11 protein-coding genes and 1 other annotated feature are annotated in these 13,731 nt (G+C 53.0%); of the genes, 6 read left to right on the forward strand and 5 right to left on the reverse strand.

Annotated elements, in window-relative coordinates; genetic code table 11:
• Positions 1-47 precede the first annotated feature (47 nt).
• Both BLO51_RS05285 and BLO51_RS05290 read right to left on the reverse strand, forming a co-directional pair.
• The gene (locus BLO51_RS05285; protein WP_090667880.1) at positions 48-1,226 is read right to left on the reverse strand and encodes an acetoin utilization protein AcuC; all 1,179 of its coding nucleotides are present in this window, start codon (positions 1,224-1,226) and stop codon (positions 48-50) included.
• Between the two features lie 16 nt (positions 1,227-1,242).
• Entirely contained in the window at positions 1,243-1,875 is a 633-nt protein-coding gene (locus tag BLO51_RS05290; RefSeq protein WP_090667884.1) for a GNAT family N-acetyltransferase, read from the reverse strand.
• 145 nt (positions 1,876-2,020) lie between these two features.
• On the opposite strand from BLO51_RS05290, the gene acsA reads away from it, so the two are divergent.
• Positions 2,021-3,745, forward strand: coding sequence for an acetate--CoA ligase (gene acsA, locus BLO51_RS05295; protein WP_090667887.1), 1,725 nt, complete (start codon positions 2,021-2,023; stop codon positions 3,743-3,745).
• A gap of 144 nt (positions 3,746-3,889) precedes the next feature.
• Here acsA and BLO51_RS05300 read toward each other — a convergent pair whose 3' ends face one another.
• A complete protein-coding gene (locus BLO51_RS05300; protein WP_174551198.1) occupies positions 3,890-7,078 on the reverse strand; it encodes a transglycosylase domain-containing protein in 3,189 nt (1,062 codons plus the stop codon).
• A gap of 187 nt (positions 7,079-7,265) precedes the next feature.
• Positions 7,266-7,566 (forward strand) — a binding site (T-box leader).
• Between the two features lie 58 nt (positions 7,567-7,624).
• Here BLO51_RS05300 and tyrS point away from each other — a divergent pair.
• Positions 7,625-8,881 (forward strand): tyrosine--tRNA ligase, encoded by a 1,257-nt coding sequence (gene tyrS / locus BLO51_RS05305; protein ID WP_090667894.1) that lies wholly within the window; start codon positions 7,625-7,627, stop codon positions 8,879-8,881.
• A gap of 154 nt (positions 8,882-9,035) precedes the next feature.
• On the opposite strand, the gene rpsD is transcribed toward tyrS, so the two are convergent.
• Positions 9,036-9,635, reverse strand: a complete 600-nt coding sequence (rpsD, locus tag BLO51_RS05310; RefSeq protein ID WP_090667897.1) for a 30S ribosomal protein S4 — start codon at positions 9,633-9,635, stop codon at positions 9,036-9,038.
• 366 nt (positions 9,636-10,001) lie between these two features.
• Between rpsD and BLO51_RS05315 the strand changes: the two genes are divergently transcribed.
• The 4 genes from BLO51_RS05315 to BLO51_RS05330 all read left to right on the forward strand — a co-directional run bounded on the left by BLO51_RS05315 (position 10,002) and on the right by BLO51_RS05330 (position 12,614).
• Positions 10,002-10,589: a TVP38/TMEM64 family protein gene (locus tag BLO51_RS05315; protein WP_090667900.1), complete on the forward strand. Its 588-nt coding sequence runs from the start codon at positions 10,002-10,004 to the stop codon at positions 10,587-10,589.
• Between the two features lie 28 nt (positions 10,590-10,617).
• The gene (locus BLO51_RS05320) at positions 10,618-11,736 is read left to right on the forward strand and encodes an aminopeptidase (protein WP_090667904.1); all 1,119 of its coding nucleotides are present in this window, start codon (positions 10,618-10,620) and stop codon (positions 11,734-11,736) included.
• Positions 11,737-11,836: 100 nt separating this feature from the next.
• Positions 11,837-12,085, forward strand: a complete 249-nt coding sequence (locus tag BLO51_RS05325; protein ID WP_090667907.1) for an HPr family phosphocarrier protein — start codon at positions 11,837-11,839, stop codon at positions 12,083-12,085.
• Between the two features lie 241 nt (positions 12,086-12,326).
• Entirely contained in the window at positions 12,327-12,614 is a 288-nt protein-coding gene (locus BLO51_RS05330; protein WP_090667910.1) for an Fpa/YlaN family protein, read from the forward strand.
• 46 nt (positions 12,615-12,660) lie between these two features.
• On the opposite strand, the gene cax is transcribed toward BLO51_RS05330, so the two are convergent.
• Positions 12,661-13,713, reverse strand: coding sequence for a calcium/proton exchanger (gene cax, locus BLO51_RS05335; RefSeq protein WP_090667913.1), 1,053 nt, complete (start codon positions 13,711-13,713; stop codon positions 12,661-12,663).
• Positions 13,714-13,731: the final 18 nt, after the last annotated feature.

The raw sequence follows: 13,731 nt of genomic DNA on the forward strand, positions 1-13,731 counted from the left end.
ACTTGTACGGCAGTTATGCCGCAAAAATTGCGCCTCAAGCCAAAGGATTAGGCTAAATAAAGCGAGGCAATTTCTTTGGTGTGCCGGTTTTTCTCGGTTATTTCCTGTCGCCTCGGAATCGGAACCCAGGTGTGCGCCGCGTCCAGCCACGTAGTTGGAAGCGCTTCATCGAAATGCGGCTGCCAATTTGCTACCCAGTCGACCGGCAGGGCCATCTCCGGGTTCTGCTCCAGCTGTTGGAGCAAGGGATGCTCGCTCATCTCCAGCCACAGGAGGCTCCAGGCCCTCGGGACGACACGCCAAATATCGTAGCCTCCGCCGCCGAGCGCCACCCACCGGCCATGGCAGTGCTCATGTGCCAGTTGGTGGATGATGCGCGGCATCACCCGATAAATTTCCATGCTGCAGTGAATATGAGCCAGCGGATCGTAGGCATGGGCATCACAGCCGTGCTGGGAAATGATAAGATCCGGTTTAAACTGCGCCGCCGTCTTGACAAGCACCTCCTCGAAGCATTCCAGCCACGATTCATCCTCGGTAAAGGGCTCCATCGGCACGTTGATCGTCGTTCCGAAGCCCGTCCCGTCGCCGCGCTCGTTCACCGCTCCCGTACCGGGAAACAAATATTTGCCCGTTTCATGAATCGAGAACGTACAGGTGTCCGGATCGGTGTAGAAGCTCCATTGAACGCCATCGCCGTGATGTACGTCGGTATCGATGTACAGGACGCGCACGCCATACTTGCTCTTGGCATGCGCGATGGCTACGGATGCATCGTTGTAGACGCAAAAGCCCGCTCCTTTACTCGGCATGGCATGGTGCAGCCCGCCTCCCAAATGCAGCGCGTGCCCGGCTTCTCCGCCGAGCACGGCATCGACCGCCCGAATCGAGCCTCCGACCACAAAGGACGTGGCCTGGTGCATTCCCGGGAAAAAGGGCGTATCTTCCGTATCCAGCCCGTACTTTCCTGCCAAATGCAGCCACTCTTCCGCCGGCTGGTCAGCGCTTAATGCCTTGACGGCATTGACATATTCCTGCGAATGCACCGAGCAAAGCTGCGTTTCGTCGGCCGGCATCGGCCGGATCAGTCTGTCGCCGGGCAGCGCTTTCGCCTTGCGCAACAGATCGACCGTTAGCACCAGTCTTTGCTGATTAAACGGGTGACTGTCGTTGAACTTGTAGGCGACTTCATTCTCGTCGTAAACAAACAATGCTTTTGCACTCATGCTATTCGCGCTCCCATCAGTACATAAACCGCTGCCGGAATCGGACCCGGTCGAATTGCTCCACGGAAGACAGCGGCACGTTTTTGCCGATGCGCACCATCAGGCAGTTGGCCGGATGAGAGCAGATTTCCGGATCGTCGGTAGCATACCAGACCATATCGACGCTTTTCATCAACTTCTCCATCATATCCCGGTACTGCCAAACGTTAAGCCCGCTTTTTTCCAGGTCCCAATGCCAGTAATATTCGGTCGTAAACGTGATGACATTCTCAAGCTGCTCATCCTCAAAGGCCAAACGGATCAGCTTCTTGCCAAGGCCAAGCCCCCGATAGTCGTCCGCTACCTCGATCGCGCCAAGCTCGATCAAATCCTCCATATTTCCTTCCGACCAGCGTTCCATCTCGTCGGGATAATGGAATGTGACGTAGCCGACAATTTGCATCGAAATCCTCGCCAGAACGATTCGTCCCTCCGGCAGCCCGGCAATTTCGACAAGCGCCTCGAACTGCTCCTTGGGCCTTCGGAACGCATCCAGATCCGGATGCATCGTATAGTTGCGGAGCTGCTCGGGCGGCACGGGGCCTTCCAGGATGATTTCGCCGTCCTGATACGGAATAACCCGGGAATGATACAATTTAACATGCTCCATCTGCGGCGATTCACTCCCTTCCAGAACTTCACTTTAAGAATAACAAAAAAATAGTCGGATAAAAAGTGTTGTGGTATAATATGTTTTAGTGCGTATGAAAGCGTTTCATCAAAGTAAAAAAGAGAGCTTTGGGGAGGAAATGGTCATGGATCATACGAATGTCGAAATCATTGCACCCGTAGCAACATCGCCCAACATGAAAAACTACGAGGAAGAACGAGCCCAATTTCAATGGGCGGATATCGAGAAGGCATTCACATGGTCCCAAACCGGCAAGGTGAACGTCGCTTATGAAGCGATTGACCGTCATGCCGATTCGCAGCTCGGAGATAAAATCGCTCTGTACTACAGCGATGACCGCCGAGACGAAAAGTACACATTTAAGGACATGAAAGCCCAGTCCAATCGATTCGGCAACATTCTGCGCAAGCTTGGCGTAGGGAAGGGCGACCGGGTCTTCATCTTCATGCCGCGCTCGCCGGAGCTTTACTTTGCCTTGTTCGGCACGATCAAAGTCGGAGCCGTGGTCGGACCGTTGTTCGAAGCATTTATGGAGACGGCCGTCAAGGATCGGCTGGAGGACAGCGAGGCGGTGGCGATCATTACGACGCCTTCGCAGCTTTCGCGTGTGCCCGCTCAAGACCTCCCGCATTTGAAGCATGTAATCTTGGTTGGAGAAGATCTGTCTTTATCCGAAGGCCAAGTCGATTTTTATAAAGAAATGGCTGCCGCTTCCGAAGAGTTCGAGATCGAGTGGGTGGACCGTGAAGACGGATTGATTATTCACTATACATCCGGCTCTACCGGCAAGCCGAAAGGCGTATTCCACGTCCATAACGCCATGCTGCAGCATTATTATACCGGGCGTGTCGTGCTGGATCTTCAGGAGCAGGACATTTATTGGTGTACGGCGGACCCGGGTTGGGTCACCGGCACGTCTTACGGTATTTTTGCGCCATGGCTTAACGGTGCAACCAACGTCATCCGCGGAGGCCGTTTCTCTCCGCAGAACTGGTACGGCACGATCGAGAAATATAAGGTCACGGTATGGTATAGCGCCCCGACGGCTTTCCGCATGCTGATGGGCGCCGGCGACGATACGGTGAAGCAGTTTGATTTGAGCTCCCTTCGTCACGTGCTCAGCGTAGGCGAACCGCTGAACCCGGAAGTCGTCCGCTGGGGACTGAAGGTGTACAATCAGCGTATTCATGACACATGGTGGATGACGGAAACAGGCGGACATCTTATCTGTAACTACCCGAGCATGGCGATCCGTCCGGGCTCGATGGGCAAGCCGATTCCAGGCGTCGAAGCAGCGATTATCGACGATGCAGGCAACGTGCTGCCGCCATACCGCATGGGCAATCTGGCGATCAAGACGCCTTGGCCGTCAATGATGCGCAAAATTTGGAACAATCCGGCGAAATATGAAGAGTATTTCCGGATTACGGGCTGGTACATTTCGGGTGATTCCGCCTATATGGACGAGGAAGGCTACTTCTGGTTCCAAGGCCGCGTCGATGACGTCATCAATACGGCCGGGGAGCGTGTAGGCCCGTTCGAGGTGGAGAGCAAGCTGGTCGAACATCCGGCGGTTGCCGAAGCGGGGGTTATCGGCAAACCGGACCCGATGCGCGGCGAGATCATCAAAGCGTTCATTGCTCTGCGTGAAGGCTATGCGCCGTCCGAAGAGCTTAAAACGGATATTTCCAAGTTCGTCAAAGAAGGCTTGTCCGCCCACGCCGCGCCGCGTGAAATCGAATTCAAAGACAAGCTGCCGAAAACCCGCAGCGGCAAAATTATGCGCCGCGTGCTGAAAGCATGGGAGCTTAATTTGCCGACAGGCGACTTGTCGACCATCGAGGACTAGGAAGCTCGTCCGGTATTGGCTTTATATCGTTCAACAATGGAAAGGGAGGATTTCCGCTGCTTCAAGTGGCGGAGTTCCTCTCTTTTATTATCCAAAAAAGGATACGAACCGCGTAAGCGGTCCGCATCCCTTTTTTCAGTGCTGTTATTTCTTGAACTTCACTGCCGCCGAAGGCTTGGATTCGCCGATTTCATTTGTGGCGGAAATTTTGTAATAGCCGTCGTAGGAGACGGCATAGTATTTGAATTGCGTTGCATTCGCGACCGTACCAATTTTCTCGAACTTGCCGTTTTCTTTTTCGCTGTAGTATACCGTGTATTCCTTAACTTTTTCTTTGCTGGCATTATCCTTCCAGTTCAGCTCGACGCCTCCGCCGGTGGACTTGGCCGTCAATCCTGTAGGCGCAGCCGGAGGCGTCTTGACGGCCTTCTGATCACCATGGTCGGTGGAGCCGCTGCCGGCGCCTTGCTCCTTTTTCGGTTCAGAGCCGTTGCTGGTCTCCGAACCGCCTGCACCTTCGTTATTTTTTCCATCGCTCGGTTTGCTCTCCGGAGCGGTCTTCTGACCTCCATCCGGGGGGAGTGACGATAGATCGACGGACGTCCCGTCCGTGTAAGCCGCTTTGCTTGGTACGGATTCGTTACCGGCTACATCGACAGCGGTCACGTAATAACCGTACAGGTTTCCTCCGTTGACGGAATCCGTAAATTTAGCCTCGTCCCCGGCCATCACGACTTTGCTTATCCGCTGGTACGGTCCGTTATTGACGGAACGGTACAAACGGTAACCGACAGCATCGGCACTTGAGCTCGCTTGGAACGTGATGACGCTGGTGCTGCCTGTCTGGGTCGCTACGACCGTCGTAGGCGCTGCCGGCGGATTTCCGTCGTCCTTCCGCGGATCGGTCTCGGCAGGCGCATCGTCCTGGTAATCTTTCGGACGATAAAAATCTAAACTGCGGCGGCGGTCCGCTTTGACTCTGTTCATGGCGCTTGCCAGCTCTCTAAACAAAGGTCCGAGCGGTTTTTCCCGCTTGATCACGCTCTTCTGCTGAACAAATTCGCTTGGCGTTCCGTCTTGTGCGATATAATTGATTCCGTTATACGCAATAATCGGCAAGCTTACCATCACGTTATCTACTTCCGTCGGAATGAATTTTTTATTGAATACATCCGTGACGAGCTTGCCCGCCCTCGAAGCCGCTCCGCTGGGCAGCTTTCCGGAAAGGCTGGACACGGTCGCCGTGACGATATTGTCTGGCCGCTCGAACTCTTTTGTCGGGAACAGCTCAGGTTTTTTATTAATGGCATCATCCAGAACGAGCGCAAAAATATTTTTGGCCCGGTTTGTCCCACCGCTTTTCTTGGTCAGCTTATGAATCGGCTGGTCATATCCGGCCCAGACGCCCAGCGTAATATCCGGCGTGTAGCCCACAAACCAAGCGTCGGCGTCGTCCTGGGTCGAACCGGTTTTGCCGACGATCGGCATTTTGCCGTAGTGCTTGAAATTTTTCATCAGGTCGGTTGCCGTACCAGACGTAATGACGGTACGCATCATATCGGTCATCAAATAAGCCGTTTGCTCGGAAAAGGCGGTTGACGGGTTAAGCTGATGCTCGAAGACGACTTTTCCTTGGGAGTCCGTAATCTTGCGGATGAGGAACGTTTCGTTGAACACGCCTTTGTTGCCGATCGTCGCGTAGGCATTCGTCAACTCTTTGACCGTTACTCCGTTTTTCAAACCGCCGATAACGCCCGTCTGGGCGTGATAGTCGTCCTTGGTAATGGAGACGATCCCCATCTTTTTGGCAAATTCCCAGGCTTCTTTAATGCCGACGTCTTCAATGAAAAGCTTGATCGCCGGAATGTTGTACGACTGGTTTAACGCCCGTCTGACCGTGATGAGTCCATGGTAACTGTTGTCCCAGTTTTCCGGAATGTGAAAGCCTCTTCCGCCATCCTTGAGAATGATCGGAACATCGTCGATGACCGAGGCTGGCTGAATGGCGCCTATCTCCATGGCGGGCAAAAAAGCGGCAATCGGCTTCATGGCCGATCCGGGCTGGCGGAGCGCCTGTGTCGCGTGATTCAACTGCTCCTTGAAAAAGTCGCGGCCTTCCATCATGCCGAGAATGGCTCCGGTTTTGCTGTCCATTATGACGGCGCCGATTTGCTCAATTCCTTTGACTTTATCCTCAGGAGTAAAGTTATTATCATTCTGTGCGATGTTGCGCATCGACTCATAGATGTCTTTGTCGATCGTCGTATACACGTGATAGCCGCCCCGGGACAATTGGGCTTGTACGCTTTTCAGCGCCTCGCTGTACAACTCCGGATTGTCCTGCGGGTCCAGCTTCGGCTGTTGGACCGATAGCAGCGCCTTAGCCGCTTCCTTCTCCACCTCGATCATCAGGAAAGGGTAGGTGGAGTATGCTTTTTTGACTCGCTCGGCTAGCGAGCCCTTCAAGTCGAACTGCAGCGCCTCCTGGTACTGCTGCTCGTTGATTTTGCCTTCCTCCAGCATCCGCTTCAGCACGAGCTGCTGGCGCTGAACCGCGCGCTTGAAAGCCGCGCCGTCGATCTCGCCTTTGCCGGTGAAGGCCGAGAAATTGCTCGGCTGCTGAGGCACACCAGCCAGGTAGGCGGCTTGCGCGATATTCAACTTGCTGAGATCGTCGATGTTGAAGATCCCTTTGGCAGCTGCTTTAATGCCGTACACGTTATAGCCGGACGAGCCGTTGCCATAAGGAATTTTGTTTAAGTAGGCCAGCAGAATATCATCCTTTGGCATCAGGCGCTCCATGCGCATGGCAAGCAAAATTTCTTTGGCTTTGCGGCTGTCGGCTTTATCCAGCGTCAGAAAGACGCGTCTGGCAACCTGCTGCGTAATCGTGCTGCCTCCGGTCTGAACGTCATCTTTCAGCAGTTTTTGGAGCACCGCGCGGACGGTTCCTTTGATGTCCACGCCATGATGCTGATAAAAATCGTTGTCCTCGATCGCCAATACGGCGTCCAGCACCGGCTGGGGAATATCCTTCAAGCCCGCCATCCGCCGGTCTTCCTCGGTACGAAGCTGGCCGACGACCGCATCGTCGCGGAAATATACGAATCCGGTTAAGGCGTCGTCCTGCATTTGCGCCATCATCGTTTCCTTGCTCCGAATCGGATCATCTTTAATCAGTGCGCTGACATAACCGAAAGCGGCGCCGGCCCCCAGCAACCCCGCAAACAAACCGGCGATAAAAAGCCACTTGATCGTATGTAGAGTATATTTGCCAGTTCTAAGCAAGATGACTTGATATCTTGGCCTTTTCTGTGTTGTCTCCTTTTCCATGAAAGCGAGTTCCTCCTGATTGGAAAACATTCTTTAACATTATAGCATAAAAGCGCTCCGCTACACACCGCCGCAATATCGTTCTTCCATGACGATTTGCTGACGTCGGTCTGATTTGACGCTTCGAATCGAGGGGTTTGACAATCGTTTTGGCCATGTGATATAACTAGGGATAATTGTATACCGCTGAAATGCAGTGATGGACTTAGTAGGATAAGGAACTAAGCTTGCAGAGAGCCGGTGGATGGTGCGAACCGGCAGCTGACCTTAAACCGAATTACCGTCCGGAGCAGCGGAAGGGAACCGCGGAATGGCATGTTACAGCCGCCCGTCAGTAGCTTCCGATCGGGCAGCAGCCCGTTATCCGATGAAGTGAAAGCTTGGTAACGAAATTCAGTAAAGGGAGTGTATGTTCTCCTTATGATACCGTTTCGTTTGCCGGGCTTTAATTAGGGTGGTACCGCGAGCAAAGCCTTCTCGTCCCTTGGGATGAGAGGCTTTTTTTATTTTATTGCAAATTTAGAGATCAAGCAGGAGGAACGAACCATGGCAAAATGGGAGCAATTGACACCGCAGCAGCAGGAGGAGGTGAACCGTCAGCTGGAGACGATTCGCCGCGGAGTCGTCGAGATCGTGCCTGAGGAAGAATTGAAGCAGAAGGTCATCGACTCCGTCGCAACGGGAACTCCTTTAAAAGTAAAACTGGGGCTCGATCCTTCGGCTCCCGATATTCATGTCGGCCATACGGTCGTGCTGCACAAGCTGCGCCAGTTTCAAGAGTTCGGCCATCAGGTGCAGCTTATCATCGGCGATTTCACCGGGCGGATCGGGGACCCGACAGGCAAATCCGAGACGCGCAAGCAGTTGACGGAAGATGACGTCAAACGCAATGCGGAGACGTATCAGAAGCAAGTTTATAAAATATTGGACCCGCAAAAAACTCAGTTGTTCTACAACTCGGAATGGCTCGGACCGCTCACCTTCGTCGATGTCGTCGAGCTGTCGGCCAAGCTGACGGTGGCGCGCATGCTGGAGCGGGACGATTTCTCTAAGCGATATGCCGGCGGACAGCCGATTCATATCCACGAGTTTTTCTATCCGCTGATGCAGGGCTATGATTCGGTGGCGCTTAAGAGCGATATTGAGCTGGGCGGAACGGATCAGAAGTTCAATCTGCTGATGGGTCGTACTCTGCAAAAGGAATATGGCGTCGATGCGCAGGTGGCGATCATGAACCCGCTGCTTGAAGGGCTGGACGGCGTGCAGAAGATGAGCAAGAGCCTCGGCAACTATATCGGAATCGACGAAGAGCCGAATGAAATTTACGGCAAAGCGATGTCTGTGCCGGACGAGCTGATGCTTAAATATTACGAGCTGGCGACCGACATTTCGAACGAAGAGCTGCAGCAGCTTCGCGACGGGCTTGGCAACGGCACCGTTCATCCGCGTGATGCCAAGATGCGGCTCGCTTACACTTTTGTCCGGATGTATCATGGGCAGCAGGCTGCGGAGGAAGCGCAGCAGCATTTCGTGACCGTCTTCCAGCAGCGCGCGCTGCCGGAGGATATTCAGGAAGTGGATTTGCCGCAGGAGGCGCTGGAAGACGGTAAAATCCGTATTGTGAAGCTGCTTGTGACGCTTGGTCTGCAAAGCTCGGGCAGCGAGGCGCGCCGGAGCGTACAGCAGGGCGCGGTGAAGATCAACGAGGAGAAAATCGACGATCCGAACGCCGAGCTCGCACCGCAGGGCGGCGACATCGTGCAGGTCGGCAAACGCAAATTTGCCCGCATTAAGCTAGGATAAGCAAATAAGAAAAGGATGCTCCGCATGTCGTATCGACTTCGGCGGAAGCATCCTTTTTTCGGGATTCCGGCAGGGGAGAGTAGAGTTACGACGCAAAAAAGCTGCTTCGCAGCAGGTTTCCCTGTTTGCAAAGCAGCCCTTGTACGATTAAAAATTAGCGGCTGTAGAACTCGACGATTTGTTTTTCGTCGATTTCTTGAGCGAGCTCGGAGCGCTCAGGCCAACGAACATACTTGCCTTCCAATGCACCTTCGCTGAATTCGAGGTAAGCCGGCAGGTAGTTGCGGTTTGCCAAAGCTTCTTTAACGGAAGACTGGTTGCGGCTTTTCTCGCGAAGGCCGATAACGTCGCCCGTGCTTACCGTGTAGGAAGCGATGTCGACTTTCTTGCCGTTCACCGTTACGTGACCGTGGGAAACCAATTGACGCGCGCCGGCGCGGGAGTTGGCGAAGCCCAGACGGTATACGAGGTTGTCCAAACGGCTTTCAAGCAGGAACATGAAGTTTTCGCCCGCGATTCCTTGGAGCTTGGTAGCTTTGTTGAACAGGTTGCGGAATTGCTTCTCGTTCAAGCCGTACATGTGGCGAAGTTTTTGTTTTTCTTGCAATTGAACGCCGTAGCCGGACAGTTTCTTGCGTTGTCCCGGACCATGCTGCCCCGGAGGGAAAGGACGTTTCAATTCTTTACCAGTACCGCTCAAGGAAATGCCGAGGCGGCGGCTTAATTTAAATTTAGGACCAGTGTAGCGTGCCATAAGTTGGGAAGCTCCTTTTATCAATAATTTGGTTAAGTTAATAAACGGGTGAAGCGTGTGCCCGATTTTGCCTGAAGCGTTTCTTAACGATCCGCACCCGACAAGAAGAACCAGCCGCGGTCCTGTCGGCAGCAAAATCTTACAGAGGGTGACGCAAGCTTCCACCATAAGCACGGGCTGCCAGAGCAGTAATTCCGATGCTTATTCTCGACTTCTTATTTTATAAGATGAATATGTTCGTGTCAAGCGTAGGAATGCGAGAACCGGCATACGAAAAGCTGCTTTTGTTGCAAACTATCGCTCCAACAGGTTCGTGATCGGAAGCAATTTCTGGTACAATATGATATGCGAAGGGAGGCTTGACCATTGGCCAATTGGAATGTCCACCAGTTGTCGGAAGCGCTCCAATCTCTCGGATGGATAGGTCATGTTGCGGGGGCGCTGCTCGTTTTGCTGCAGACGCTGTTTCCCGTTGTGCCTTTTGTCTTGGTAGCCGGGGCTAACGTCTTGATTTTCGGGTTGTGGCGAGGGTTTCTGGTCAACTATGTGTTTGCTTGCCTTGGAGCGTTTATTGCGTATTATGTGGCAAGAAATTACGGAAGGGCATGGGTGCAGGGCAAGCTCGCGAAGTACGATTTCATCGAGCAATGGAGCGGGAGACTGGAGCGGCACGGACTTTGGTATATCGCAGCCAGCCGGATTATTCCGGTGATTCCTTCCTTCGGCATCAACCTGGGCGCTGCGGCCATGAAGGTCAAACCAAGGGATTTTGTGATCGGCACGCTGATCGGCAAAGCGCCGATGATCTTTCTTGAATCGGTAATCGGGCACGACCTGCTCCATCTCGGCCGGTATAAAGGAAGACTTTTTGCCGCATTAGCCTTGTTTTTCGTCCTGCTGATCATCGGAAATTATTACAAAAACAAATGGACCAAAAGCGGCAGCAAATTTTAACATTGCTATGGAAAAAGGAGAAGATTCGATGCGTGACCCCCGTTTAGAGCAACTGGCTCGTAATCTTGTAGGTTATTCTTTGAATGTGCAGCCCGGTGAAAGGGTGTTGATCGAGATGATCGGCTCCGAGCGGGAAATCGTCAAATGTCTCGTACAGGAGGTGCATGCCCGCGGCGGCCATCCTTACGTGGAGCTGACGGACTATGCGATTACGGCGGCAGTGCTGCGTTCTGCGACGACCGAGTTCCTGGAGCATTGGGCCGATATGCACCTGTCTCGAATGAAGGATATGGATTGCTACGTTGCGGTTCGCGCCGGCGAAAACGTAAGCGAGCTGTCTGACGTGCCTGAGGATAAGATGATGCTTTACAAACGAATTTACAGCCAAAAGGTGCACATGGAGCAGCGGATCAAGCATACGCGCTGGGTCGTGCTGCGTTACCCGAATGCTTCTATGGCACAGCTTGCCGGCATGAGCACGGAAAAATTCGAAGATTTCTACTTCGACGTCTGCAACCTGGATTACGCTAAAATGTCCGATGCGATGACTCCGCTTCAGGAGCTGATGAACCGGACCGACCGTGTGCGCATCGTCGGACCGGGAGAAACGGACATTTCCTTCTCGATCAAAGGCATTGGCTCCGTCAAATGCTGTGGCCGCCGCAACATCCCGGACGGCGAGCTGTATACCGCCCCGGTACGCGATTCCGTGAACGGCGTCATCGCCTATAATACGGTTTCCGAAAATTCCGGAATTACGTTCGAGAACGTCGTCTTCCGGTTCGAGAACGGCAAAATCGTCGAGGCAACCGCGAACGATACCGCCCGGCTAAACAAAATTCTCGACATGGACGAAGGCGCCCGCTATATCGGGGAATTCAGCCTCGGGTTCAACCCGCATATTTTATACCCGATGAAGGATACGTTGTTTGACGAGAAAATCGACGGCAGCCTTCACTTCACGCCTGGCCAAGCGTACGAGCAGGCGGACAACGGCAACCGATCCGCCGTTCATTGGGACCTGGTGCTTATTCAGCGGCCGGAATTTGGCGGGGGCGAGATTTATTTTGACGACCGGCTGATTCGCAAGGACGGACGTTTCGTCATTCCGGAGCTGGAAGGGCTTAACCCGGAAAATTTAAAGTAATCGACACGAAAATAGTGTTGCATGTTATTCCCTTCCACGGTATCATATTTGAAGAAAGCGATTTATTTTGTCCGTCACTAGACGCATGGAGGGATTTTGTATGTCAAACGCTAATAACGCCGCAATCGTTGAAATTTCTCAAACCGCCAATAAATTCAGATCTTCCATTGTTCTGCAGTATGATAACAAGTACATCGATGTCAAGAGCATCCTCGGCTTGTTTACGACGCTGCTCACATCCAGCAACTATGATCTTCATGTTCACGGTCCGGATGTCGACGAAGCGAAAAAAGCGATGGCCGAAGTGTTCGAAAAGCACGGTCTTAAGATCAACAGCATTCAAGACTAATTCATATGGTTTCCAGATAAAGGCATTTTCGCGCGGGCGAAGATGCCTTTATTTCATTTTTTTGAGAATAATTCTCAAGGGCGGCGTCTATCTTGGTCTATCGACTTGTGTATTGCGCCGTTTTCGACTAATATAAAACTATCGGCGTTTAAGCGCCTGCTTCGGATAAGAACCGGGGCCGCATGTTCGTCGGGTGAACCGCCGGTGAACGCAAATGGTTGGATTACAGGGGGGGAGCACCATGTCGTCGGATGTGCTGCTATGCTTGTCGCAGAAGGCCCTGCATCTGCTGCAAGAAGATGCGGACAAGATCGAGAAGCTAATCGAAGTGCAGATGGAAAACTTGACCACGCGCAAATGTCCTCTGTATGAAGAGGTATTAGATACGCAAGTTTACGGGTTGTCGCGGGAGATTGACTTTGCGATCCGGGCGGAGCTGGTTACCGAGACGGCGGGCAAACAAATCTTGATGAAGCTGGAACGGAATATGGCCCAGCTCTACGAGGCAATGAGTCAAAACAAAGAGTAACCTTCGTTGGGAAGGTTACTCTTTGTTTTTTTGTATCTTATGGCTTCTATACCAAGAAGAACGCAATGCCGAGAATGATATAGACAACCAGCAGCAGCACGCCCTCGAACCACGTTGTGGCTCCGTCTTTGGAGATTGATTTGGCGATAAACGCGGCTACGCCGATGGCTATGATCTCGTAGGTCGTAAAGACGAGATCCATCGTTTTCCCGAAAAGGAGCGAGAGCAGCACCAACACAGGCGCGACGAACAGCGCAATTTGCAGGCTGCTGCCGACCGCAATTTCGACGGCGGCGCCCATTCTGTTTTTCCGGGCCATGATAACGGCCGCGCTGTGTTCCGCGGCATTGCCGACGATGGCAATCAGGAAGGCGCCTACGAACAGCTCGGACAGTCCGTATTGACGGCTGAACGGCTCCAGCGTATGCACGAGCCATTCGCTCTGAAAGGCGACCATGGTGGTGGCGACGATCAAAAATACGATAGATAAGCCTTTGGACCATGCGGCTTCCCCGTGCTCGATGACTTCGTCTGAAAGCTCATTTTTGTGCGTGATCATGGAGAAAACGAGCCAGAGCAGGTAAGCAATGATCAGGATCACGGATACGATGATGCTCAGATTGGACGTTTCCTGAGTGGTGAAGCTCCGGGCGAAAGCCGCAGGAATGAACAGCGCGATAACGGCCAATAGCATGAGCGATCCGTTGTGACCGGCCAATTTTACGTTGAAGGTCTGTTCCTTGAATTTCAATCCGCCGAGCAGCACACTAAGTCCGAGCACCAGCAGCATATTCCCGATAATGGAGCCGGTGATGCTGGCTTTGACGATATCGAACATCCCGTCTTTCACGAGAAAGATGGCGATGATGAGTTCCGCGGCATTGCCGAACGTCGCGTTCAAAAAACCGCCCAGTCTTTCGCCGGCATAATGCGCCACGCTTTCCGTAGCTTTTCCCAAGAAACCGGCGACAAAGACGATCGCTACCGCCGAGATGAAGAATTGAACCGTTGGGCTAAATGTGGGAGCTCCGACATAGCGAGCCACTGTGCTTAGGGCGAAGCTTGCAAGCAGACCGATCGTAAAGCCGTAGCGTTTCAAAAGGATCACCTCATGTGG

The sequence above is a fragment of the Paenibacillus tianmuensis genome (assembly GCF_900100345.1).
In the GTDB taxonomy this organism is placed as follows: Bacteria; Bacillota; Bacilli; order Paenibacillales; family NBRC-103111; genus Paenibacillus_G; species Paenibacillus_G tianmuensis.